At 59.6% G+C, this 23,583-nt stretch carries 19 protein-coding genes and 1 pseudogene; 1 reads left to right on the plus strand and 19 read right to left on the minus strand.

What is annotated here, in order from left to right:
- Positions 1-2: 2 nt before the first annotated feature.
- From FB600_RS14785 to mdlC, 10 genes are all read right to left on the minus strand, one after another.
- On the minus strand, positions 3-1,187 hold the full coding sequence (locus tag FB600_RS14785) for a substrate-binding domain-containing protein (RefSeq protein ID WP_145757037.1): 1,185 nt from the start codon (positions 1,185-1,187) through the stop codon (positions 3-5).
- A 36-nt stretch (positions 1,188-1,223) separates the two neighbouring features.
- The gene (gene iaaH, locus FB600_RS14790; protein WP_145757036.1) at positions 1,224-2,645 is read right to left on the minus strand and encodes an indoleacetamide hydrolase; all 1,422 of its coding nucleotides are present in this window, start codon (positions 2,643-2,645) and stop codon (positions 1,224-1,226) included.
- A gap of 115 nt (positions 2,646-2,760) precedes the next feature.
- Positions 2,761-3,993, minus strand: coding sequence for an MFS transporter (locus tag FB600_RS14795; RefSeq protein WP_222432921.1), 1,233 nt, complete (start codon positions 3,991-3,993; stop codon positions 2,761-2,763).
- 148 nt (positions 3,994-4,141) lie between these two features.
- Positions 4,142-5,194: a carbon-nitrogen hydrolase family protein gene (locus FB600_RS14800; RefSeq protein ID WP_052142690.1), complete on the minus strand. Its 1,053-nt coding sequence runs from the start codon at positions 5,192-5,194 to the stop codon at positions 4,142-4,144.
- A gap of 152 nt (positions 5,195-5,346) precedes the next feature.
- On the minus strand, positions 5,347-6,306 hold the full coding sequence (locus FB600_RS14805) for a helix-turn-helix domain-containing protein (RefSeq protein ID WP_145757035.1): 960 nt from the start codon (positions 6,304-6,306) through the stop codon (positions 5,347-5,349).
- 83 nt (positions 6,307-6,389) lie between these two features.
- The gene (locus FB600_RS14810) at positions 6,390-7,535 is read right to left on the minus strand and encodes an alpha-hydroxy-acid oxidizing protein (RefSeq protein WP_145757034.1); all 1,146 of its coding nucleotides are present in this window, start codon (positions 7,533-7,535) and stop codon (positions 6,390-6,392) included.
- A 125-nt stretch (positions 7,536-7,660) separates the two neighbouring features.
- Positions 7,661-8,833, minus strand: a complete 1,173-nt coding sequence (locus FB600_RS14815) for a 4-hydroxybenzoate 3-monooxygenase (RefSeq protein ID WP_036030418.1) — start codon at positions 8,831-8,833, stop codon at positions 7,661-7,663.
- 108 nt (positions 8,834-8,941) lie between these two features.
- On the minus strand, positions 8,942-10,294 hold the full coding sequence (locus FB600_RS14820; protein ID WP_036030415.1) for an MFS transporter: 1,353 nt from the start codon (positions 10,292-10,294) through the stop codon (positions 8,942-8,944).
- A 262-nt stretch (positions 10,295-10,556) separates the two neighbouring features.
- Positions 10,557-12,008: an aldehyde dehydrogenase gene (locus FB600_RS14825; protein WP_145757033.1), complete on the minus strand. Its 1,452-nt coding sequence runs from the start codon at positions 12,006-12,008 to the stop codon at positions 10,557-10,559.
- Between the two features lie 55 nt (positions 12,009-12,063).
- Positions 12,064-13,653, minus strand: coding sequence for a benzoylformate decarboxylase (gene mdlC / locus FB600_RS14830; protein WP_145757032.1), 1,590 nt, complete (start codon positions 13,651-13,653; stop codon positions 12,064-12,066).
- A gap of 315 nt (positions 13,654-13,968) precedes the next feature.
- On the opposite strand from mdlC, the gene FB600_RS14835 reads away from it, so the two are divergent.
- Positions 13,969-14,898 carry a LysR family transcriptional regulator gene (locus tag FB600_RS14835; protein ID WP_145757071.1) on the plus strand — a complete coding sequence of 310 codons (930 nt, stop codon included), beginning with the start codon at positions 13,969-13,971 and terminating at the stop codon, positions 14,896-14,898.
- Between the two features lie 510 nt (positions 14,899-15,408).
- Here the strand turns inward: FB600_RS14835 and FB600_RS14840 are convergent.
- From FB600_RS14840 to FB600_RS14885, 9 genes and pseudogenes are all read right to left on the minus strand, one after another.
- Positions 15,409-15,624 carry a hypothetical protein gene (locus tag FB600_RS14840; protein ID WP_145757031.1) on the minus strand — a complete coding sequence of 72 codons (216 nt, stop codon included), beginning with the start codon at positions 15,622-15,624 and terminating at the stop codon, positions 15,409-15,411.
- A gap of 238 nt (positions 15,625-15,862) precedes the next feature.
- Positions 15,863-16,666 (minus strand): nucleoside monophosphate kinase, encoded by an 804-nt coding sequence (locus tag FB600_RS14845; RefSeq protein ID WP_145757030.1) that lies wholly within the window; start codon positions 16,664-16,666, stop codon positions 15,863-15,865.
- Positions 16,667-17,011: 345 nt separating this feature from the next.
- Positions 17,012-17,344: a barstar family protein gene (locus FB600_RS14850; protein ID WP_103693544.1), complete on the minus strand. Its 333-nt coding sequence runs from the start codon at positions 17,342-17,344 to the stop codon at positions 17,012-17,014.
- A 200-nt stretch (positions 17,345-17,544) separates the two neighbouring features.
- On the minus strand, positions 17,545-18,642 hold the full coding sequence (locus FB600_RS14855) for a UDP-N-acetylglucosamine--N-acetylmuramyl-(pentapeptide) pyrophosphoryl-undecaprenol N-acetylglucosamine transferase (protein ID WP_145757029.1): 1,098 nt from the start codon (positions 18,640-18,642) through the stop codon (positions 17,545-17,547).
- A gap of 476 nt (positions 18,643-19,118) precedes the next feature.
- Positions 19,119-19,643: a GNAT family N-acetyltransferase gene (locus tag FB600_RS14860; protein ID WP_145757028.1), complete on the minus strand. Its 525-nt coding sequence runs from the start codon at positions 19,641-19,643 to the stop codon at positions 19,119-19,121.
- 184 nt (positions 19,644-19,827) lie between these two features.
- Complete coding sequence (gene arsN2 / locus FB600_RS14865; protein ID WP_145757027.1) at positions 19,828-20,286, minus strand: arsenic resistance N-acetyltransferase ArsN2; 459 nt, start codon at positions 20,284-20,286, stop codon at positions 19,828-19,830.
- Positions 20,283-20,911 (minus strand): annotated as a pseudogene (locus FB600_RS14870) (tyrosine-type recombinase/integrase). The gene arsN2 and the pseudogene FB600_RS14870 overlap by 4 nt, the downstream one beginning before the upstream one ends.
- A 175-nt stretch (positions 20,912-21,086) precedes the next feature.
- Positions 21,087-22,352, minus strand: coding sequence for an MFS transporter (locus FB600_RS14875; RefSeq protein WP_315898310.1), 1,266 nt, complete (start codon positions 22,350-22,352; stop codon positions 21,087-21,089).
- 365 nt (positions 22,353-22,717) lie between these two features.
- Complete coding sequence (locus FB600_RS14885) at positions 22,718-23,464, minus strand: SDR family oxidoreductase (protein WP_145757026.1); 747 nt, start codon at positions 23,462-23,464, stop codon at positions 22,718-22,720.
- Positions 23,465-23,583: the final 119 nt, after the last annotated feature.

The following is a 23,583-nucleotide window of genomic DNA, read 5'->3' on the forward strand; positions in this document are numbered from 1 at the left end:
CTTCAACCCGCGCCCACACCGCTCGCACAGGTCTCGGCCGAGCCAAGTTGCGAGAACGTCTTGACGATGTCGTAGCGCGCGCCTGACGCCTTCGCGAGGAAAATGTCGGCCGTCACGTTTCGAGACTTCATCGTGACCACGCCGCGCGGGCCTTTGTAGCTTGCCCCGTCGGAAGCCTTGTTCAGATCGCCGATCGACACGGAGCTCGCCTTCCTGGCCATCGCGTCATACATCAGGATGCCTTCGTATGTCGACTCGCCGATGCTGCTCAACACCGCAGAAGCGCCGAACTGCTTGTGATAGCGCTCCAGAAACTGCGCGGAGGTTGCGGTCGGCGTCGAGAAAAAGCCGGATGCGGAGTATAGATTCCGGGAGTTGGACGCGCCGATGCCGATCAACGTGTTTTCTTCGATCATCGTGCCGAAACGGATCATCTTGTCGCTGAGACCGAAGCTCGCGAAACTTCTGTTGAATGTGACGGCCGACCCGCCTACCAGCGTGATGAACACCGCATCCGCCTTGCTGTCCCGGATCTTGCCAAGCACCGCGTCGAAGTTGTCGACGTCGAATGGAACGTATTCTTCGCCGACCACGGTCGCGCCGGCCCCCTGAATCGCCTTTTTCGCCACTTCGTTCGACTTGCGCGGCCAGATGTAGTCGTTGCCGATCAGGAACCAGCGCTTGACCTGGTGCTTGGCGGTCAACCACGGAATGACCGGCGTCAATTGCTGCGCGGGGGTCTCGCCAACGAAGAACGTCCCCTTCGCGCAATCGCCCCCCTCGTACATCGGCGTGTAGAAGTAAGGCACCTGGCCCCGAAAAAGGCTTTCCAGCGCGGTCCGGACGGCACTATCGTGCGATCCGACGAAGACCTCCGCCTTGTCGCGCTTCCAGAGGCGGAGTGCCGTCTGCGCGGATTCGGAAGGTGCGGCGCCGGCGTCCCCCACCCGCAACTCGAGCGGGCGACCCAACACGCCACCGCGCGCATTGATCTCCTCGACCGCCATCGCTGCGCTATTTTTGCAGGCTTGACCGAAAAATGCGGCAGGCCCGCTCATCGGCGCCATCAGCGCCAACTTCAGCGGTTGGTTTGCCGCGCGTACCGATGCCGGCACGAGCCCTCCGACACCCACTGCGGCACTTGCAGCACCGAGCGCAATACTTTTCAGGATATTTCGACGATTCATTTGCTTGCCTTTCTCGTTAAGCCGTTGCCGGATGGATCAAATGTGCGCGTCGAGTCGCGGGAACGTCGCTGCACACAGAACGCGCTCCATTGCCTTGCCGATCTGCAGGATTCGCCGATCCGAATGCGGAACACCGTCCAGCGCCAATCCAACCGGGAGCCCATCCTGGGTCAGGCCTGCCGGCACGGTGATGCCGGGTACCCCCGCGTTGCTGCCCGGTTCGGTATTTCGGGTGTACGCGGCAAAGACATCGAGCTCTTCCGATCCGACCGCCACGGTTTCAGAGCCGATGTTGCAAGCCGGAATCAGAACGGTGGGAAACAACAGTGCGTCTGCCTCCACTTCGCGAAGACACGCCACGTAAGACGCGCGCGACCGCTCTCGCGCGAGCAGCGCTTCGGCGTATTCGGTCGTGGAAATCGCGCCGGCCCCCAGGATGTCGCCGACGATCCGGACCACATCCGGACTCTTGATCTGGGCAACGATCTCCGGGAACGTCACGGCCACGCCCCCTGTTTCCAGATAGCGGGCCACGGCATCGGCAAACTCGAAGAAAGGAATGGCTGCGCTCTCGCGCGCACGAAAAAACGGATAACGCCGCAGGTCCATGTCGATCAGTTCGAAGCCTGCGTCCTTGAGCTTCTGCAGCGAACGTTCGAGTACCGGCCGAGCATCGGGCGACAGCGCCTCCCACATCGTCGAGTACGGTACTGCCAGCCGAAAATCATGTGCGCTGTCGACAACGGGAAGCACCGAACCGCTTCCCGACAGGATCTCGTCCAGCAACATCACGTCGGATACGGTGCGGGCGATCGGGCCGACCGTGTCGCGCGTGGGCGATATCGGTACGACGCCCTCGGACGGATAACGTCCATGCGTAGGACGAAAGCCGACCAGTCCGCATAGCGCCGCCGGTATTCGCACCGATCCGCCCGTGTCGGTGCCGAGCGACGCCGGCACCGCACCGCTTGCCACCAGCACGGCAGACCCGCCGCTGCTTCCCCCGGGGATTCTGGCCGGGTCATACGGGTTGCGGACCGGACCGAAGAATCCGTTTTCGTTGGTACAGCCGAAAGCGAGTTCGTGCATGCTGGCCTTGCCGGCGGCCAACGCACCCGCTTCGACCACGCGTGCCACGACAGGCGCATTCGCTCTCGGCACGGCGTAGCGTAGCGCTGCCGTTCCAGCGGCTGTCGGCATGCCCGTGCAGTCGATGTTGTCCTTGATGGCCAATGGAATGCCGGCAAGCGACATCCGGCCTATTCGGGTTGCCAGCGCTTCGTCGTGGGCCCGCGCCGATCGCAACAACGTCTCGGGGTCGAAATATGCGAACCCGTTCAACGACTCGGTTTTGGACTGTTGATCCACCAGCGCCTGAACGTATTCCAGGCAGGAAATCTCACCTCGATCGATCGCGTCTTTTGCATCGACGACTGAAAGCTGCGGCAGGGTTGGCATCTGCGTCTCTCTTGCATTTCGGTCTTCGCAGATTGCGCTCCGGCTTTTTTGGAGCACATCGTCAGAAATGACGACGACGCAGTCAACCCTGGCAGCGCCGCCTCATCTCCGACGTTCATGCCGCGTCGATGTTCGAGACAGAATGCGTCGAGGTCACGGCCCGCACCGTTTCGTCGAGAAACATCCCGACAAACGCGCTCACCAACGACACACATCCGACGATCAGCATCGGATAACCCAGACCGAACGTGTCGGCGAGCCCACCTGCCACCACGGGCATCAGGACCCCACCGACGAGTTCGCTGACAGCGGTTGGAACGCCGACGGCCGAGCCGGTCAGCGTGGATGGTACGGATTCGCAGGGAATCACCGCAAGGAAGAGCGGCGCGATGCCGAAGCCGCAAATCCCGGCAGCAAAGAGGTTGGCGAACATCACGATCGGAGATGCCTGACAAAGAACGAATGCCAACATCAGGATGCCATAGCAAGCCGCGGAAACGACGAGCACGATACGCCGCCCGACCCGATCCGATATCGCCGGAACGACGATCATCCCGAGAAATCCGCCGAAGCCCCATCCGGAGATAATCAGGCCGACCGTGCCGAGGCTGAGACCCACCACTTTGGTCAGATAGAGCGCGACGAACGTCGAGAACACGAACAGGCCCGTCTGAAAGAGCGATCCGATGACCGTGGTCAACCAGATGTTCTTGTACTTCAGCACGGTTAGCGGGCCGTCCGATGCCGACCGGACCTGCGTGTCGCGATCGGCCTCCGTCTTGCGCATGGTCCGGCCAATCACGAAGGTCAGCAAAAGCCCCGGGATGCCGAGCACGAAAAACACCCACTCCCAGTGCATGTGCATCACGAGCTGGGTCGCGATGATCGGCCCGAGACCAATACCCAGAAGCGGGAAGAATGACTGATGAATGCCTAGATTCAAGCCGCGCCGGCTCGGCGTCGATATCTCGTCGATGGTCGCGACGCTGGCGCTGAAGACGCCCCCTTCGCCCACGCCAAGAAGGCCGCGCACCAGCAGCATGCTGTGGAACGACTTGGCGACGCCGGTAAAGGACGTCATCATCGAGAAGAAGATCGACGACCCGAGCAGAATCTTGCGACGTCCATGACGGTCGGACAGACTCCCGAGCACCCAGGTCGAAATGGCCCAGGTCAACGCGAGAATCGATGCGATGGCGCCTGCCTGCGTGTTGTTCAGCTTGAGATCCGGCAGAAGAACCGGGAACAGGTACACGATGACCAGACGATCGAGACCGACGATGCCGAACAGCACCGCAAGCAAGACGACCATCTTCCATTCGTAGCTTCTATTTTCTTTGTACTTCATGTCGATATCCTAATTATATTGTCTTGACTGGATGGTCATCTGTTCCCAAAATGCTATCCCGCTTTAATCGGTATCAAGCCCACACGGCAGCGACACGAAATCTCCAACCGGCTCGCCATCGAACGACATGGCGAGCCCGGCGGCCGCACTACCGATCTCCGCCACTTCTCGCTGGCTCGGACGGACAGTTGTTGTTCGATGAGGTTTGATCATCGCCGATCACCTCTTCAGGCGTTCTATCGAAAATCTCGACGACAGGGGCCCGCGGTCGCCGGTCGATCAGCAAACGCAGAATGTCGGGCCGCGAGTAATGTCCCACGGGATCGAAAATGCACTTCGAAAGCGATTGCAGGCCGAGATCGATATCGGCATAGAGCAGGCCTTCCGCGGTTTCGTCCATTTTGTCGAACAGCTCTGCCCCGTCGGGCCCGTATCCCACGCTATGGCCGCCGCCTGCCCGCAACAGCTGACGTTTGTCCGCGGTGTCGCAAAGGCTCTCGACCATCTCCTCGGTGACGACGGTCGAAGGCGCGAGGACGAAGCACCCGCCTTCGACGGCATAGGTCCGCGAAACCGCGTTGTTTACCTGGTGGCTCAATGCGCTGGCAAATTCATAGAGGGAAAAGCTCGGCCAAGCGGCGACATGAACCTGTTCGCCTTGCGCATACATGGCGGCTTTGGTCAGAGGCTGCACATGCTCGGCACAACACAGCGCGCCGAGCTTTCCCAGCGGGCTGTCGATCACGCTCAGCCCGCTGCCCTCCCCATCACCGAAAACCGTGCGCTCGAGGTGGGTGGGCTTGAGTTTCTGTCGCTGCAGGAGAGTTTCCCCGTCGGGGCCGATCACCCATTGGGAGATATACAGCGAGTGACCCTTGCGCTCCGAGAGGCCCATCACCACCGTGATACGGTTTTTCCTTGCCGCATCCCTCAGCGCATCGGCTTGCGGACTGTCGTAGCTCAGCGAGTTGTCGAAGTAACGCTGAACATAGCCCTTGCTCATATACCAGGCCGGCGTACCGAGCCAGATGTAGAACGGATAGCCCGGCAGCCATACTTCGGGAAATGCGATCAGGTCGGCGCCGGCCCGCGCGGCCTCTTCGATCAGGCGTATGGACTTTTCGATTCCGGCCTGAAGATCGAGGAACGCCGGAGCGGCCTGCACGACAGCCGCCTTATATTGGGGATGGTTGAGAGCCAAGATACTCCTCCACGACTCGCGGGACGGGACGCCCGCAACGTTGTGGAGAAAGTGTCCGGGGACAATATGGTGGACGCTTGACTCTGACAGAACAGGATTTTTACTTATGCTGCCAGCAGGCGGCATCGCCGCGCAGCGCGCTCGGGGGCGATTCAACCAGCGTCGCGATGCATCGCCCGGTAGTCGCGTGCAGACATGCCGAAGTGACGTCGAAACGTGCGACTGAAATGCGATGCATTATTGAAGCCCCATGCCATCGCGATATCGGTAATCGAGAGATTGGCGTACGCGCGTTGCTGAAGCCACTCGCCGCACCCGTTGAGTCTGGTCGTGCAGATGGTCTCGCCGATCGACTCCCCGGCCTCGGCAAACAGCCGGTAAAGGTAACGGCTGGAAACCCCCAGTTCGTCGGCGATCTGTTCGGGTCCCAGTTCCGGCTCGTTAATCCGATCCTTTATCAATGCGCGTGCCCGAAGCAGATGCATCTCTTTCACGTTGGATCTGGGCAGCGGAACCGTGTTGAAATAATCCGCCAACGCCAGCGCGACCAAGTTGGCAGACACGTTGCCAAGCCTCTCGCAACCGGTCATGACGCCTTCGTCCGATGAAAGCGCTCGGTGCAGCGACGCGACATGGTCCGCAGCGATTCGGCCTATCCCGGTGGCCGCGGGAATCCGCACGGCGGTGTGCTGCCGGCCGCACGGCACCAGCTTCTCCAGCGCCTGGCGAGGAAAGCGGATCGTGTAATGCTGCCCGGAGAAGTGCCAGACGAAATTGCGCGACGAGTCGAACAGCACCATGTCCGTAGGACCGACGAACGCGGTGCGGGCATCCTGCTCGATCGCACCTCGTCCCTCGGTCTGTATCGACACGAGCAGGTAGTCGTCCGCCGTGCGCCGCACGTCGTCCCAGTCATGAGCCGCGACATGATCGACCGCCGAGATCCGAGACACGCACACTCCGCCCGTGTTCACGCTGGAAATCTCGCCATGAAATCCCTGATCGGAGTCGGTCCTGAAAGCCATAGGGACGCAACTGGCCCGAACCTGATCGGCCCATGCCAAAAGCCTGTCGTCGCGATGGTAATGATCCGTAGTCGTCACGGTATTCATGGCACAAGGTTCCGGCGGCAAATACGCGGGATCGCTGTCACGAACAATTGCGCATCCAAAATCCGCCGTCAATACGCGGTTGCCTAAGACGGCCGCCTCGAAATATAGCTGCGATCGAGATCGACCAGCGAACGACAACCGATGAGCGCGAGCGTCCGGTCCGTTTCCTGTCGGATCATCTCGATGACGTCGCTCACGCCGATTTCCCCTCTGGCAGCCAGCCCGTACAGGGTGGCGCGCCCCAGCATCACGGCATGTGCCCCCAGCGCGATCGCCTTGACGACATCAGCCCCCGTCCGTACGCCGCTGTCGAGCATGACCGCCGCGCCCGAGGTGCACTCGACAATATCCGGCAGCACGTCGGCTGTCGCGGGCAGATCGGCGAGTTGCCTGCCGCCATGGTTCGAAACGATGACGCCGTCCACGCCGAGTTCGACGCAGCGCGCGGCATCGTCGGCCGTCGCGATGCCCTTGACGAGGAGTTTGCCCGGCCATTCGTCCCGCAGACGGCATAGATCGTCCCAACTGAAGCTGGCATCCATCTGCCGGCGAAGAATCGCGGCCTGGGAGGCCGTGTCCGACGCATCGTCCGTCGCGAAATTCTTCAACTCCGGCATGCCGTTCATCAGATAAGACCAAAGCCAACGCGGGTGCGACAGTCCATCGACGGCCGCACGTGCACTTACCTTGAAGGGCATGGCAAAGCCGTTGCGAAGATCGCGTCGGCGGAAGCCGTTGACCGCGACATCGGTGGTGAGGATCAACGTCGAATAGCGCGCCGAGCGGGCACGATTGACCAGGCTCTTCGCGAGGTTGCGATGAACAACATACAGTTGAAACCACAGTTCTCCATCGGCCCCTTTTGCCACCTCCTCGATCGACATGTTGGAAGCCGTCGATAGGGCAAACGGAATGCCTGCCTTTCCCGCCGCGCGCGCAAGTGCGAGGTCGCCCTTCGGCCAGAACGCGCTGTTGAGGCCCGTCGGCGCGATCACCAGCGGCAGTGGAATCCGCCGGCCTAAAAGCACCACCGACTGCTCTCGTGTGCTGACGTCCGACAGCCGGCGCGGCAACAACTGCAATCTGTCGAACGCCGAACGATTATGCGTCAATCCCGATTCATCATCCGCCGCGCCCTCCAGATAGTCGAACACCATGCGCGGCAGTCGCCGTCTGGCTGCCTCACGATAGTCGCTAACGGAGAAAATGCCGGGAGATCCTGTTGTCATGATTGGGATACTGTCAGAGTGAATCGCGATGCGAAAAACACGAGGCGCGCCGCAAGCCGGTTTCGCACGTCAGCGTCGATCGTCCGAGCCGGAAGACGACCGAGCAACGGCACATATGTCGAAAGCTAAACGACAACGCTGCCAACATAGTTTTCCGCCATGGACCTCGCCGCAGTCTCGGACGTGGTCACATGTTCGAGTTCGGCAACCTGCAACTGCTGTTCGAACGGCGAGGCATCGTCGAGGCGATGCATCATGCGGGTCATCCAGTAGGAGAAGTGCTCGGCGCGCCAGATCCGTTTCAGCGCAAGCTCGCTGTACGAAGCGAGTTGCGCTTCATCGCCGGTCCGGTAATACGCGTCGAGTCCACGGCTCAGGATGCGTACGTCGGAGACTGCCAGATTGAGACCTTTTGCTCCGGTAGGAGGAACGATATGAGCGGCGTCACCGGCAAGAAACAGTCGGCCGTGCTGCATCGTCGTCGAAACGAAGCTCCTCATGCCAACGATATTCTTCTGAAAAATCTTCCCGTCGACAACGCATTGACCATCAGCAGAGTCGACGCGTGCATGCATTTCGGCCCAGATCCGGTCGTCGGACCAGTTGTCGACTGAATCTTTCGGGTCGCACTGGAAATACATGCGCTGAACTGTCGGCGAGCGAGTGCTTACCAAGGCAAACCCACGATCATGACGTGCATAGATCAGCTCGTCTGCGGAGGGCGCACCTTCGACCAGGATGCCGAACCAACCGAACGGATAGACGCGCTCGAAATCGCGCCGAACGCTCTCGGGAATCGCCGAACGGGACACCCCTTGCGAACCGTCGCATCCGATCACGAAATCACAGTTCAGCGTATGCGATTGCCCTTGATGCACGAACCGTATCGACGGGGCCGACGTGTCGACGTCGTGAATCGAGACATCCGCGACACCAAACAGGATCGAGCCGCCCGCAGCAATGCGAGCCGCCATCAGATCCTTGATGACTTCGTGCTGCGCATAGACGGTGATGGCGCGCCCGGTTAACGCCTTGAGGTCGATGCGCCGCCGCTTTCCGTCGAACGCGAGTTCAAAGCCGTGATGCAACGCACCTTCCATCTTCATTCGGTCACCGACACCGGAAGCTTCAAGCAGGTCCATCGTTCCCTGCTCGAGTACACCCGCCCTGATCGTCGATTCGATCTGCTCGCGTGCGCGGGTCTCAAGCACGACGGACTCGATACCTTTCAGATGCAAAAGATGAGAAAGAAGAAGACCGGCGGGACCGGCGCCAATAATGCCTACTTGAGTGCGCATGCTATCTCCAACTGAAGGTACTGTCAGACGCTTTGCGTCATTCGGTTCAACATGAGCGATGTCGTTACGTGCTCTGCGCGGAGTTCGCAACATACGTCGCCCTCGACACTAATCCCGGACGCCCTTGATGGGCGGAATATGGCGACGCACGGTCATCAGGCAGATAAAGACCATCGCCATCGCGCCACCCAGCATGCCCAGGTACGCAGACGCTCCACCCTGCGTGATCACGATGGCTCCCGCGAACGCGCTGAGAATTGCGCCGAGCCGTCCAAACGCGAGCGCGGACGCGGTCCCGGTCGCGCGAATTTCGGTGGGATAGACGTACGCGCAAAGGGCATACATCGTCGACTGCACCGCGTTGACGAACAGGCCGTGCAAACCGATTCCGAACACGAGCAAGCTCGCGTGGGCAGAGACGTCGAGACCACGCAGGAAAAGCGCGCTCGCGGATGCCATCAGGCAGCACACGAGCAAAGGCCAGCGCGACCCGAACCGACCGATCGCCAGCGCGCAGCCCATTGCACCGAATACGCCGCCGAGGTTGTAGGCGGTAAGGCCTGAACCCGCCACCGAAGGACTGAGCCCTTCGCCTGCTAGCATCGTCGGCAGCCAACTGAATGCGCTATAGACCGCGACCAGGTTCATGAAGAAAGCGACCCAGATTGCCAGCGTGTCTCGGCCTTGACGGTCTGCGAACAGCGCACGAAAGCCTGGACGCTGCCCCGCCTTCTGCTCCTTCTGATCGGCGAATATGGCGTCCGACTGAATCGAGCGGGACATGCGGGCCAGCAGGCGACCCAGTTCATTCCAACGTTCTTGATGGCGCGCAAGATAACGCGGCGATTCAGGCATGATGAAATACAGCAGGAGTGCCAGTGCGACGGGAAGCGTGCCGCCAATCAGAAAGAGCCCGCGCCAGCCATAACGCGGCAGCACGATGTTCGCGAACAGTCCAGCAAGCATGCCCCCCAGTGGTACGCACACGATGGTTGCGGTCACCGCGAGCGTTCGCCGGCGAGCTGGAGTAAATTCCGCCGTCATCGTCGTCGCGCTCGGCAGTGCGCCGCCGATACCCAGTCCCGCGAAGAAACGCAGGATGGCGATGGTCATGGCGTCCGGCGATAGCGCAATCGAACTCGTCGCCAAGCCGAATACGAGCACGCTTCCGATGATTGCCCAGCGCCGACCGAACCGGTCCGCGAACAGCCCGGCGAACGCGCTGCCTATTCCCATGCCGACCAGGCCGGCGGCAACGGCGGGCGCAAATGCGTTGCGCGTGATACCCCATTCCTTGATCAAGCTAGGAATGGCGAACCCGATGAGTTGCCCATCGAATCCATCCATCACGATCGCAAGCGCGGCGAGCAGGACGACCGTCCGCTGGAATGCCGAGAACGGTCCCTCATCGAGAGTGCGGCCGATGTCTATGGTCGGCAGAAGCGGATTACGATCGTTCATTTCGCTCTCCCGGCCAGACCGGTGGAGTTTGAATCGCAACCCTGATTAACCATTTTCCGACGTGACGGTCAAACTCGAACCGGGCGCGATCGAGCGACAACTCGACATTGACGACAGGCATTGCAGTCTCCTTGAACCGATCGCTCGTCATTCCAGCAGCGAAGGCGTCTCAACGACATGGGGTTGTTATTTTGTTCTCGCCGATCATCCGGAAGCCCATCGCTTCAACGGTGAAAAGCACGCGTGCCGACCGCGACGACGATCAGAACGGATAGTGACGAGGCGTGGTTTGTACTGTGATCCAGCGCAAATCGGTAAATTCCGCGATTCCCGCCTTGCCGCCGAAATGCCCGAATCCACTGGACTTCATCCCGCCAAACGGCATTTGCGCCTCGTCGTGAACCGTCGGTCCATTGACGTGGCAAAGCCCGGACTCGATACGCTTCGCTACCGTCAACGCACGTGCAACGTCACGACTGAAGACTGCTGCCGACAGGCCATATTCATTGGCATTGGCGCAGGCGATGGCCTCTTCGTCACCATTGACACGAACGATCGCCTTGACGGGCCCGAACGACTCCGCCCGATAGATATGCATGTCCGCCGTCACGTGATCGAGCAACGTGGCCGGCATGAGCGTGGTCTCGGCTTTCCCGCCGCATACCAGGGTCGCGCCTTTCGCCAGCGCGTCGTCGATCAGGTCGTTGCATCGCCTGACGGTCGTCATGTCCACCACCGAACCGAGGACGACCGGGCCCTCTCTCGGATCGCCCAGCGGCAGGCTCCGCACTTTTTCGGCCAGTCGCGCGACGAATTCGTCGGCGATCGTCGTGTCGACGACGATGCGTTCGGTCGACATGCAGATCTGGCCGGAATTGGCGAATGCCCCGAATACCGCGCCTTGAACGGCAGCTTCGATATCGGCATCGTGAAGCACCAGAAACGGCGCCTTGCCACCGAGTTCGAGTACCGAAGGCTTCAGATATTTCGCGCACTGAGTCGCGACAATGCGGCCGACGCGCGTCGAACCCGTGAAGTTCACCCGCCTGACCGACGGCTCGGCAATGATCGCTTCGACGATGTCGCCCGCATTCGCCGGCGCGTTCGTGACGAAGTTCACGACGCCGCGCGGCAGTCCGGCGTCCTGTAACGCCTCGACGATGAGGCTGTGGGTCGCGGGGCACGTTTCGGAACCTTTGAGCACGACGGTGTTGCCGCACGCCAGCGGCAACGCGATTGCACGCACGCCCAGAATGACCGGAGCGTTCCACGGTGCGATCCCCAGCACAACGCCGGCGGCTTGCCGAACCGCCAGGGCGAGACTGCCGGGCACGTCCGACGGAATCACCTCGCCCGAAATCTGCGTGATCATCGCAGCCGCTTCACGCAGCCCGTCGGCCGCGAGCTTGACGTTGAAGTCCGCCCACAGGCGGGACGCGCCCGTTTCGGTTGCCATTGCCAGCGCGAAAGCATCGCCCTTTTCTTCGAGCGCATCCGCGGCACGGCTCAATAAAGCGCGTCGCTCGCCGGGGCCCATCGCCGACCACGCCGGAAACGCGGCGGCCGCAGCATGCACCGCGGCTTGCGCATCGGCGACAGTCGCGGCCGGCGCCGTCGAGGCAATTGTGTTATCGAGCGGGTTGCGGCGCTCGAACGTCGCGCCATCGCGAGCCATCGCACGCTCGCCGTTGATCAACATCGTTACCTGATTCATTTCCGTCTCCTGGGATATTCTTGAAAAGCCTGGCTGTCGAATCACCGGCTCACGGTCAGGCCACGACGATTTCTACGAGGCGCGTCTTCCCCGACGACAACGCGCCTTCCAGCGCGGACTTCAACGACGACGCGTCGCTCACTCGAACTCCTTCGCACCCCATGCTGTTGGCCAGGGAAACGAAATCCAGCCCCGGGAGGTCGGTGCCCTGTACCGGATCCGACGCGGAGAAGCCGAACACAGGCGCGAATTCCTGCAAGGCGGCGTAGCGCGAGTTATTGAGGATCACGAATGTGATCGGAAGATCGAGTTGGACCGCGCTATAGATCGCTTGCGGCGAATACATCGTCGAGCCGTCGCCGATGAGACCGATCACGCGGCGACCGGGTTTGGCCAAAGCCACGCCGACCGCCGCGGGCATGCCGTAACCCAGACCGCCGCTTGCCATCGTGTAGAACGTCTGACTGCGCGTGAACGGCAAATGACGTTGCATGACGGGGCGCGAACTGGGCGCCTCCTCGACCACGATATCCGCTGCGTTACGGACCTCTGACAGCGTCTGCAACGCATAGGCGACGGACATCACTGCCGCGGGCTCGACTCGATCGACGATCTCGCGCGGCGCCGGCAGAGGCCGGCCTTGCGGTGCCGGACGGGCGAGCAGATCTGCCAGCCCCAGGCGAATGTTCGCCACCACCGACATGCCGACCGGCGTCCACGCAGCGGTAGCCGGATCGTCGATGAGCTGGTACAACGCCGAGCCATCGGGCACATGCGGGCCACTGCCTTCGACGTGATACGCAAAAGCCGGCGCCCCGACGGCGAAGATCAGGTCATGCCCGCTCAGCATCCGAACGATTTTTTCGCGCATCGCCGGCAGGAAGCCGGCGAAAAGTCGATGATCTTCAGGGAAGCTGCAGCGTGACGACATCGGCGCAACATAAACCCGCGCGTTGTGACGCTCGGCCAGCTGGATTGCCTCGTTCCAGGCATCGGCACGATCGAGTTCCGCGCCGACGACGATAGCCGGCCGTTTACAACTGTCCAACGCGTCGCCGATCTCCGCGATGCGTATCGGATCCGGGCGGAACCGGGTGCTGACCCGGGTCACCTCGACCAAGTCGGCCGGTTGATCCCAGTCGTCGACCGGAATGGAAACGAACACCGGGCCACGCGGCTCCTGCATCGCCACGTGGTAGGCACGGGCGAGGGCCAGCGGAACATCCGCGGCACGAGCCGGTTCAATGCTCCACTTCACGTAGGGCCGCGGCAGCTCGGTTGCTTGCGATGCCGACAGAAACGGGTCGAACGGCAAGATCGAACGGGCCTGCTGGCCGGCCGTAATGATCAGCGGCGTCCGGTTCTTGAAGGCCGTGAAGATGTTGCCCATCGCGTTGCCGACACCTGCCGCCGAATGCAGATTGACCAGGGCGGCACTGCCGGTCGCTTGGGCATACCCGTCCGCCATACCGACCACGACCGCCTCCTGCAACCCGAGCACGTACCGGAAGTCCGCCGGGAAGTCGCGGAACATCGGTAGCTCGGTCGAGCCGGGATTGGCAAACACGGACGTCATTCCGAGTCGCCGCATCAAGTCCACGACGGCATCGCGAACGGTCGGCTGCCCACTTGTGTTTCGTTGCATCTCGAATCCTCTGCGGTTCACCACTCAGGCTGGCGGTAACTGGATGAGCCGCAGTATGGGATTCGATATCCTTGTTTGAAAATTGCCAAATATGCCAAAAGTCATTACATTTAGGCATGCCTCAATCGGCTTGCCGGATAGTCACACTTCGCCTCGAAGCCCTGCTGGGCAAGGCTATCCGCCGTCGTCACGGGCTTGGTGGTAGCCGCAATGAGCGAACACGGCGATCCGTTTCAGGGAAGACACCTAGTCAGCCCCCGGGGCGCGCCGGGATCGCGTTTTCTCCCTTTGTCCTTTTCAAGCGGGTTCGTCACGTTGAGTTTCAATCTGCAGCAGTTGATGATGTTCACCACGATCGTCTCCGCGGGTAGCCTGGGACGAGCCGCGACCATGCTGAACATGACGCAGCCGGCGCTGAGCAGATCGATCAAGCGGCTCGAGGAATCCGTCGGGGCGCCGCTTTTCGAACGCCACACCAAAGGGATGCAGTTGACCGCGCTGGGCGAAGCATTGATGCCGCATGCGATGTTGCTGCAAAGGGAGGCGGAACAGGCGCACGAGGAATTGAACGCGATGCGCGGCCTGGCGAAAGGCGTGATCAAGGTTGGGGCGGTGGGCAGCATAGCAAGCCTCATCTTGCCGATGGCCATCGCGTGTGTGCTCAAGAAGTGGCCCAATCTGCGCGTCGAGGTGATCGAAGGCGTGTGGGATCGTCTCGTCGAGGGCTTGCTCGCTTATGAAATTGACTTGGCGCTTTGCACATCGGGAGACGAAACCGAGGATGTCGCTGCACTCTGCGATTGCTCGTGGACCGACAGGAGTTTCGTGGTCGCGGCACTCGATCATCCGTTACGCGCGAAGCGCGGTCTTCGACTCGATGACACATTGACGCAACGGTGGGCACTCACCCCCAAGGGAACCGGGCCTTATGCCCACATGCAGGAAACCTTCAGGGCCCGCGGTCTCCCAATGCCAGCCATTGCGGTCGAGACCCGTTCGGTCACCGTGCTCAAAAGCCTGGTGGCTCGATGTGGCTTTGTCTCATGGATGGCCGAACCCATGTACGACACTGAAAGCAAAGCGGGCGTCATCGATGCCCTGAATATCGAAGGCCTGGATGCGCAACGTACCTTGACAGCGTTCCGACGCCGGCGGGGCACGCTACCCACGCCCGCCGTCAAACTGCTGGACGAACTTCGTCACCTGACAGGATCTTTGCGCACAGAAAGGCAAAGCCTGTCTTGATAGCCCTGAATCACACATCTCGACGAGCCGACTCACGTGTGCCGGGAGAATGTCCGAAATGAATAGGAACGTAGCCCTTCCATCCTGACTTTAATTTCTTGTTCCGCGTTTTCGACGATCGGCCCGAAAAGCGCCGGCGTGGCAACCAGACAGCAACTATTTGAATGAAAAACAATATCTATCAGGGGCAGTCCGCAAGGCCGGATTCTCGATGTGCCCCCGCCTCACCAGGGTGATTTCCCCCCACTCTTCAAATCGCCGCAATCTCCACGGTAATTTCCGGTTCGGATGGAGATGCAACATCAACGACGTGATTTAGGCAATACGCAGCCCAATGCTTGTAAGGACCTGGGTGTCATCGCAGGCCCATGACGCCTTGCGCATGTAGTTGAGATACTCGGAGCGAATGTATTCCCTGAAGAGTTTCCCTGACCCGTCGAAGACTCGGGCTCCCCCAACGCGTAGCTCTCATTGACAACAGAGTACGCAATGTAGCTAGACCAGCGGATATCAAATATGCGACATCCGGGCAGATGCTCGATCGCGCGCCCCCTTCAGTATGTCGATCAGCTTAGGGGACCGGTCAAAACCGAGCTTTGTCGAGTCGACGGCACCACCTTCGGCTGCCTCCAAAAGAACAAGTCGTAATGTCTCGTCGTCCAACTGGCCGACACCTCTGAGATAGAGATATCGACAGTCCCAAAAAATACCTGTCAGTTTTGACATAGTGTTTGGATTTCCTGGCGCGAATTGGGTCGATTGCCAATGATCCACGCCGTGGTGTTGACTGGCCGTTCCGACCCGACGGAGATACTCAAATATTTCGAGAGCTGCCGTTCAGATTGATTGCATAAACGTGGCTGCTTCATGAAATCAGAGTGCCCCAGTTGTCTCTTTATGCACCAGCAAGGAGGCGACGACGAGGCGACATGCATGCATTAGTTGCAAATACTCACCGCCTTGCTCATGAGCAGGACGCAATAAGTGCGTCACTCAATATTCTAGAAAGGCCAATGTTTACCAATGAAGAATGCACCACATTGTTTATCGACCGCGTTAAATTTAAGGTCTTGACACCATCAATTTCGTCGTAATCCGGCTGATGCGCATCAATTAGCGCAATTTTTTCAGAGCCAAGGCGCTCTTTTAAGTAGTCAACGCTTGGCTGCACGCTTTCAACATAAAACTCGTAACGCTTGAGTAGAGAAGAAAAACTATCATCTACTCTTTGCCGCCTCTCCGCGCGCTGCAGCATTTCCTGCTTGCTAATGCTAAGGTGCAACACCTTAAATATCGGAATCCCATCGCGCTGGAAAACGTCCAGTAGATGTTTGGCCGCTGCCTTGGTCCGTGGATAACCATCGATGATGAAGGGCCGTTCAGTAGACAACGCTAGTAAATCCAGATGCGCCTCAATTAGCAATTGAGTCCAGCGGTTCGGCACCAGTAATCCATGAACGGTACAGTATTCCAGCCATTCCAACGACGAGACGCTTTGCCAAGCGTTTTCTCCCGATGCGTCTTGTCGACGGCTACGAAGAAATTGGGTGAGATTTTCCTGCTGGGATGTAACCTTCGCAACGACTTCGTCAGACGCATCGATGCTTTCAAATAACCTTGTGCCGTTTCCAATTTGGTATCGCTCAGACAAAGTTCGCATAAATTCTGGCGAAGCGTAGGCCCGCTCATATGCATGCCTCAAGATACTTCCCATTGAAAGCCAACGCTCTTCCGGGATGCTCAGCAATTTGCAGAGCGCCTTGGCCACCTCACCCTTTCCGCAACTCGATGGCCCCGTCAATATAAACGCGCCATATCCGTTGATCTCGATGCGTGGAACGATTAGGTTTTTTCAATGTCACCACCGAATTTCTCAGGGCAATAATTCATAAGATTCTCATTATATTGAATGAAACCCTAATGACTAGACAGATACACTGGAGACCTCTGCCGACGGCAGCAATTCACGGCCCAGATGCGCCCCGATGCCGCGTCCCTGGAGCGTAGGCAAAAGCTGCTTTTGCACGACCGTATCCTCTGTAACACTACCGATTGTTGGCGATCTCCAGCATCTTGTCGACCGTCCGTTTCTAGCCGCAGTGCGCCGTTCGATTCAGTCATAGTACGACAATGCGATCAAAGCGGCCCCATGCTCGCGCGTACGACGCCAGTTCACGAAAGCGCACGCGTCTTGCAAAGCCTCGAATAGGTCTGGACAGCGCCTCCTGAAACTGACGACAGCGCCAAGCTGTATCGCCAACGTCTCTCCCGGCCTGACATGCAAGCTCGTCATCTCGGCCTCGGGATCGTCGAGATAACCCAAACAGTCAACCAACGCGTCCATGTTGTTGCCATAAAACGAGGGAAAACCAAAGATCTGCGAGAAGACCCGATGGAATGAAGGCCAGTCCGTAATTTTAGTCGTGTCTATGAGTACATTCGTCATCGCGCCATTCCGAATTCTATTGTGCGTCTAACCGGTTCCGATAAATGCCCCATCGTCGGATTGTCGATGATTCTGGCACCGAGAACCAGTGTCCGTTCCTGGCCGGACGTCGCCCGGTGCGGCTCGATAGCGACCGTCTGGATGCGCGAGAACGATTCATCCTAAAACCGACGTGGTGTATTTTGCGATCCGAATCGAACTCAACTGCCCGAGATCCTCGCTTTCGAGTTTATTACGTCAACCAAGAGCCGTAAGATTGGAGCGGTGCTGAATTGGAGGCCGAGTTGTTGTATCGCCCGCTGCGATTCGATGCGACGTTCTCGTGCAACCTGCAGCTTTGGGAGAAGTTCAGTTGCGATCGCCTCTTCGCGCAACGTTTGGAAGATGCCCAAGTCCTCGAATAGCTTCGCGTTGTCAAGCTGGTCACCGCGGCTCGCGGCTTTTCCAAGCGGCACTAGTACTGCCGGCTTTTCCAGATAAAGAAGCTCGAGGATGGAAGTCATGCCGGCGCGGCAGAGAACGACCTCCGCCTCTTGCATCAGGGTAGCTATTCCTTCAGTCACAAACTCATGCTGAATGTAATCGGGCGTATCGTAATTCGTGTCAATATTCCCTCGCCCGCATATATGCACAACGCGATAACCCACTAACGAAGGAAGTGCAGCCCGGATCGCGGTATTTATCGCACTTGCGCCCAGGCTGCCACCGAACACAAGTAGCGTGGGTTTACAGGGTGTAGAAACAACTGATTTCTTCGCACTAACGAATTCGCGCCGGATCGGAATCCCGGTAAATACGTGCTTGCTCGTAACTCGTCCTTTGACAAGGGAAAGTGGCAACGCGGTACACATTGAGGTACAGAACGGCAACGCTATCCGATTTGCGAGGCCCGTGGTCAGATCTGACTCATGGGACACGATAGGTACCCTGGTCAACCACGCTGCGATCACAGCCGGCACGGATACAAACCCGCCTTTTGAAATCAGTACATCCGGTTCGTATCGTTTGAAGAATCGGATCGCATCGCGTATGCCGCGTACCAGGCGCCAAGGTATTGCAAGGTTGCTGATGGTGAATGACCGTCTCAGCTTTGTCGTGTGCAGGGCGACGTAGGGTATGCCCGTCGCGGCGATGATTGATTTCTCGATGCCCGCGACGGAGCCCATGTATCGGATCTCTGCCCCGTGTGCCGAAGCATCTTCCATCAATGGGAGCAAAGGGACAACGTGCCCAGCCGATCCGCCACCGGTGAATGCGAGCCTCTTGCCCGCAAACGTCTTTCCTTGGAGTTGCGTCACGATTCAGTCGATTCGAATGAGCAAACGAGAGTTGAGGCCGAATGATGTTGCCCCGCCGTCATATCGGCCACCGCGGATCAACGAACACTGCCAGCGACCACCCCGGCCATCGCAGTGAACGTCAGATCAACTGCTTGTATCCTGCGATTATGCCTGCAATGCCATCCGATCCATATCAAATGCTTCAGTTGAAAGGATCAACTGTGGAAACGTTTGGCGAAGGTGTGTGGTCGCGTCCGAACGACCGTTGCAGATCGGCGCGCCGACGTTCTGACAGAGATCGTCCACGAGCCACGACCGTCCGCTCCTGGCCGAACACGGCTGGCCCCCTGCGACGCGCGACCATCGCAGATCCACCCTCTACGGCCGCGCGGTTTTCCTGAAAGCGATCATCCGTTCTACGAGAATCGATTCAGGTATCTATGTCGAACGACCTGAACTGGCCGACCGACGGCGTTCGGTTTGTATCCCACGACTCACCGCATCGACTGATCAGGTATCCGATATATGATGGATTGATACTTTGGCGTCTCTTTCCGATCCGTGATGACCCCACCGAGAGCCTCGGCGATGCGGCGGCTCGGGTAATTTCGCTCGGCGACTGGGTATGTAAAGCTTTTCAGACCGAGCATCGTGCTAGCCCATTTCGCTACGATGCTCACAGCCTCGCGGCCGAAGCCTTGCGCGTGACAATCTTCCCGTATCCAGATACCTAATACCGCGCCTCCATTCTGCACATCATGAAGGCCGGCCAATCCAATGAAATCGCTGCTGTCCCGGTGACGAATCGTGAATACGTAGTCCGTCCCTCCGGCGATCGTCGAGATCCATCCCCGCCAGATTTGGTCGAATTCGGATCGGTCAGCAGGGGGCTCCCACGACATGAAACGTGTGAGCGAATGGGTAATGCAGCCGAATGCGTCCTGAGCGTCCCCAGCGGTAAACGGTCGAATGGAAAGCCGTAGTGATTCGATGTGGATCGTATCAGCGCGTAGCGACATGCTTGCCCTCGGTGATGTGCAGATATACAAGAGATTGCCGATAGACTGTATCACGGCGGGACGTCTGATCCTGGCCGGGAGTCGCCCTACGTCTCCGCGTAGCTGCGCCCGGGCTCGGTCGGCAGCAGCCGATCCGAAACAGCCGGCCAACTCGCCGGATAGCGGACATTAAACTTGTCGTCGATTACTGGCCCGCCCGGAGCGAACGCGTCATGGCCACGGCAGACGCTGGGCACAAAGAAGAGAATTCAGCCGAATGTTGTATTGCACTCGGCACAGCATCGCGCGAGATGATTTGATAGCCCAGACCACTGAGGTAAGCAGTAGCTGTCGTGGTCAGAAGGTAGAGATGTCTGATGCTCACTAGCCGCGCGTGCCGGTACAGCTCATCCAGCAACCGAATGCCTACGCCCTGATTTCGGCAGTCTGGTGAAACCGCAAAGGACCGTACCAGCCCGAGTTGGTCGAACTGCTGCAGGCCAATGCACCCCATTAGGCGTTGTTCGGTAGTGTCTTCCGCAATAAAAAATCGAAGTCCCGCCGGAGGCTCCGGTACCAAATCAGCCACCGGAAGACTGTAATGCGCGAGGAGCGAGACGATGCCGTCGCAATCTCCAAGGTCACCAATACGAATCTGGTTCATCTGCACCTCAGCGTCGAGAATTCCGGAACAGCACCTTTTCTTGCAGGGTCATCGGATTGACAACGATTCGCGATGAGGTGCCGACTGTCTCTTTCTGGCCGGCAGGCGACCGCCCGAAGGTTCTTCCTCCGTCGGTAGATCAGCGAAGCTTTTGGGCGGCGCATCGTGTGGGTACCATACGTCGGCCAATCGACGCAATCCAGCGAGGCACCAGCCTGGCATATTGGTGCGTCGACAGATGCGGTGACGTATGCAACCAGCTCGGGAACAGAAAATCCCCCGCCTTCAGTCTCCGCGCTTCGATCCAAGCTTCGAGACTCTCACGGGTCTGCTCCGTGATCTCGAATTGCACGGGCCGCTGGGTCTTCTGCTGCATGATCGTCGCCCTAGACGCCACGCGGCTTCCGTGGCGGGCATCCTGAATCTGCAACCACGTAAGATCGCACGCTCGGAGCTTGCTATCAATTGCGAGATTGAACATGGCGAGACCACGAAGGTTCGACGTCATCTGAAGTCTCGTCCGAATCGCCCAGATTTCTCGGAGCTTTAACGACGGCTTCTGCCCGGTGAGCTTGCCCTTGTTCCATGGCACGCGGTGGCCAACGAAGACACTCTCGGTTTGCATGACAATCTCCTTTCAAGCAAAGGGAAAGCGAGCGTGTACCTCTACCGGCGGGCGCTATCCGACCCGAAACGGACTGTCCGGACCTGGTGACATCGATGGCGCTTTTCGGAGCCAAACGTCGATCTTGTTGCAGTCGAGCGATATGACCGCGGCGCAGGCGATATACAAACCTGATTCAGCCATGATGCCATGGGCAGTGGCGACAGAGACTGGCTAAGCAAAAAGCCATGCCCGGCGTCCCTTTCCATGCCAGCGGGATCGTCAAACCGGTGATACGACCTCGGCCGGCCGCCGTCCTGATGCGGCCATGATGCGCCGCGTCGCCAATTCGGACACCAGTAGCGCAAGGGCTACCAGCACTGCGGCGACAAACCCGAGTCGATGTCCTCCGATGACGGGGATCGCCGCCGCGCCGATAATGCCGGCCGCCGTTACGCCAAAATAAGTGCCCGCCGTATTCAGTCCGATCAGGACCGGCGCAATGGCGGGCGCCAGCGTAACAAGCCGGTGCTGCTGCGGAACGAGTATGCCCCATCCGCAAACGCCCCACCGCGATGGCCAGCGCGGCACTCCAGACGTGCAGGCTCGTCCACGGAAAGGAAACCATATCGACCACGAGCAGCCCCAACATCAGCACGATCACCTTGTGCGAGCCGAACGAGTCGATCAATCGCCCGGCAAGGAGATTGGATACCGTGCCCGTCGCCCCCCACATCACCAGCAGTACGCCGAGCACGATGGCCTGGCCGCCCACGGCATGATCGAATACCACCGAGAAATAGGTGTAGACCGTGAAAATGCCGCTCATGGCAAGCAACGTCGTTGCCAGTGTCAGTGCCACACGCGCATCGGCAATTGGCGCAATGCGCTTTCCGAGCGTGATGGCGGGCGCAAGCTCCATCTCGGGCAACAGCGCCCACACGCCGATGAATGCAACGCCGCCCAACGCAGCGACGAACACGAACGTCCACCGCCAGTCGCTGAGCCCCCCGATGACTGCTCCGATGGGCGAACCAAGAGCAGTCGCCGTAGTCAGTCCCGCGACGATCACCGACAAGGCGAAACCGCGGCGCTCCGGCGGTACCAGCATGGCTCCCGCCCCTGTCGCGGTCGGTGAGAACGTTGCCGCTCCCACTCCGGCCAGTACGCGCGCCAGCAGCGCCAGGCCGAGGCTGGGCGCGATCGTCGTTGCCAGGTTCGAAACGACAAACAGTCCAAGACCGATCAGCAACAGTCTCTTACGCGGAATACCGGCGGCCAGCGCTGCAATCGTCGGCGCGAGCAACGCATAGGTCAGCGCATAGGCCGTGGTCATCTGCCCCGCCGCGCCGATGCTCGCGTGAAACACATGGGAAATCTGCGGCAGAATGCCGGCGACGACGAAACTATCGGTGCCCAGCGCAAACATGCCGAGGGCGAGCACAAGAAGGCGGCGGTCCATCACGAATCCTTTAGCTAAACAAACAGATAGCAACCAGGCTGCATCACGCGGCCGGATCGAAAACGTACTTCATAGCGGATCGACCGCGTCCTCGGGACCGGCCTCACGATAGAAAATCCGTATGCCGTCGACCGTGGCACGATGATAGGAAGTCGTACTCGAGATCGACGCCAGCGGTTCCGCCTGTGTGGCGAGGCTGGTGGTCAACGCGACTGCCGCGGCCAAGAGAGTGCGTGTTTTCACTTTCAGGTTCTGCCGGGTTGAAAAAGCGCTGCTTGAACCGCGAACGATCCGGACAAGGCTTGCCGCAACGATGCCGGCAAGCCCGCTCGCATACTCCGTTCCGGTTCGGTTTCCGACGATCGTTAGAATTGCGTCAAGCCGCCGTCGACCACCAGTTCGACGCCCGTCGTGTACGACGAGTCGTCACTGGCGAGAAACAGCACACTCCTCGCGATTTCCATCGACTCGCCGAAGCGCTGCAACGGCACCTTGGCCTGGATCGCCGCCGCAGTTGCGGCGAGTTGCTCGTCGGTCAACCCGAGCTTGCCGTAGAACGGCGTCGTGATCGCACCCGGGCTGACGGCATTCACGCGGATACCACGTGGTGCCAGCTCCGCTCCCAGCGTGCGGACCAGCGACCGGACCGCGGCCTTGGTCGCGGCCAGCAGCGATAGGCCCGGCATGCCGACGGTGTCGAGGAACGACGTCGTCGCCACCACGCTGCCGCCCTTCGGCATGAGCGGCACGGCCTTCTGGATCGTCAGCAGCAGCCCGGTGAAATTCAGCGAAAAATGCTCGTCGATCAGCTCCGGGGTGACAGCCTCGAGCGGCACCACCTTGCCGGCGCCCGCATTGGCGAACACGACGTCGATACGACCGAATTTGGTGCGTATCGCTTCGATGGCGCGTTCGATATCGGCCGGCTTGCGAAGATCGGCCGACAACAACAGCGCATCCCCGCCAATCTCCTCGCCGGCCACGGCGAGACGCTCGGCGTTCGAGCCGAGCACGACAACCGAGGCACCTTCTGCGCGAAACAGTTTCGCGGTTTCCAGACCGATGCCCGACGTGCCGCCGGTGATCAGTGCAACCTTGTTCTTCAGTTTCATTTTTCTTCCTTCATTTAACATTTAAATAGGAATGCAAATATTCATGGTTGGATAAGCCGCCGTTGATATCAACGACGAGGGAGTGACGTTGCAGCTGTCGGCTGCTCGAACCGGTGCAG

The organism is Burkholderia sp. SJZ089 (assembly GCF_007828315.1).
Taxonomy (GTDB): Bacteria; Pseudomonadota; Gammaproteobacteria; order Burkholderiales; family Burkholderiaceae; genus Burkholderia; species Burkholderia gladioli.

Excerpts from the sequence above, each read along its gene's own strand:
- arsN2 (WP_145757027.1), bottom strand. The coding sequence starts at position 20,286 with ATGAACCAGATTCGTATTGGTGACCTTGGAGATTGCGACGGCATCGTC.
- FB600_RS14795 (WP_222432921.1), bottom strand. The coding sequence starts at position 3,993 with ATGAAGTACAAAGAAAATAGAAGCTACGAATGGAAGATGGTCGTCTTG.
- FB600_RS14785 (WP_145757037.1), bottom strand. The coding sequence starts at position 1,187 with ATGAATCGTCGAAATATCCTGAAAAGTATTGCGCTCGGTGCTGCAAGT.
- FB600_RS14840 (WP_145757031.1), bottom strand. The coding sequence starts at position 15,624 with ATGTCAAAACTGACAGGTATTTTTTGGGACTGTCGATATCTCTATCTC.
- FB600_RS14820 (WP_036030415.1), bottom strand. The coding sequence starts at position 10,294 with ATGAACGATCGTAATCCGCTTCTGCCGACCATAGACATCGGCCGCACT.
- mdlC (WP_145757032.1), bottom strand. The coding sequence starts at position 13,653 with ATGCAACGAAACACAAGTGGGCAGCCGACCGTTCGCGATGCCGTCGTG.
- FB600_RS14885 (WP_145757026.1), bottom strand. The coding sequence starts at position 23,464 with ATGAAACTGAAGAACAAGGTTGCACTGATCACCGGCGGCACGTCGGGC.
- FB600_RS14875 (WP_315898310.1), bottom strand. The coding sequence starts at position 22,352 with ATGGACCGCCGCCTTCTTGTGCTCGCCCTCGGCATGTTTGCGCTGGGC.
- FB600_RS14860 (WP_145757028.1), bottom strand. The coding sequence starts at position 19,643 with ATGTCGCTACGCGCTGATACGATCCACATCGAATCACTACGGCTTTCC.
- FB600_RS14815 (WP_036030418.1), bottom strand. The coding sequence starts at position 8,833 with ATGCGCACTCAAGTAGGCATTATTGGCGCCGGTCCCGCCGGTCTTCTT.
- FB600_RS14805 (WP_145757035.1), bottom strand. The coding sequence starts at position 6,306 with ATGAATACCGTGACGACTACGGATCATTACCATCGCGACGACAGGCTT.
- iaaH (WP_145757036.1), bottom strand. The coding sequence starts at position 2,645 with ATGCCAACCCTGCCGCAGCTTTCAGTCGTCGATGCAAAAGACGCGATC.
- FB600_RS14825 (WP_145757033.1), bottom strand. The coding sequence starts at position 12,008 with ATGAATCAGGTAACGATGTTGATCAACGGCGAGCGTGCGATGGCTCGC.
- FB600_RS14810 (WP_145757034.1), bottom strand. The coding sequence starts at position 7,535 with ATGACAACAGGATCTCCCGGCATTTTCTCCGTTAGCGACTATCGTGAG.
- FB600_RS14850 (WP_103693544.1), bottom strand. The coding sequence starts at position 17,344 with ATGACGAATGTACTCATAGACACGACTAAAATTACGGACTGGCCTTCA.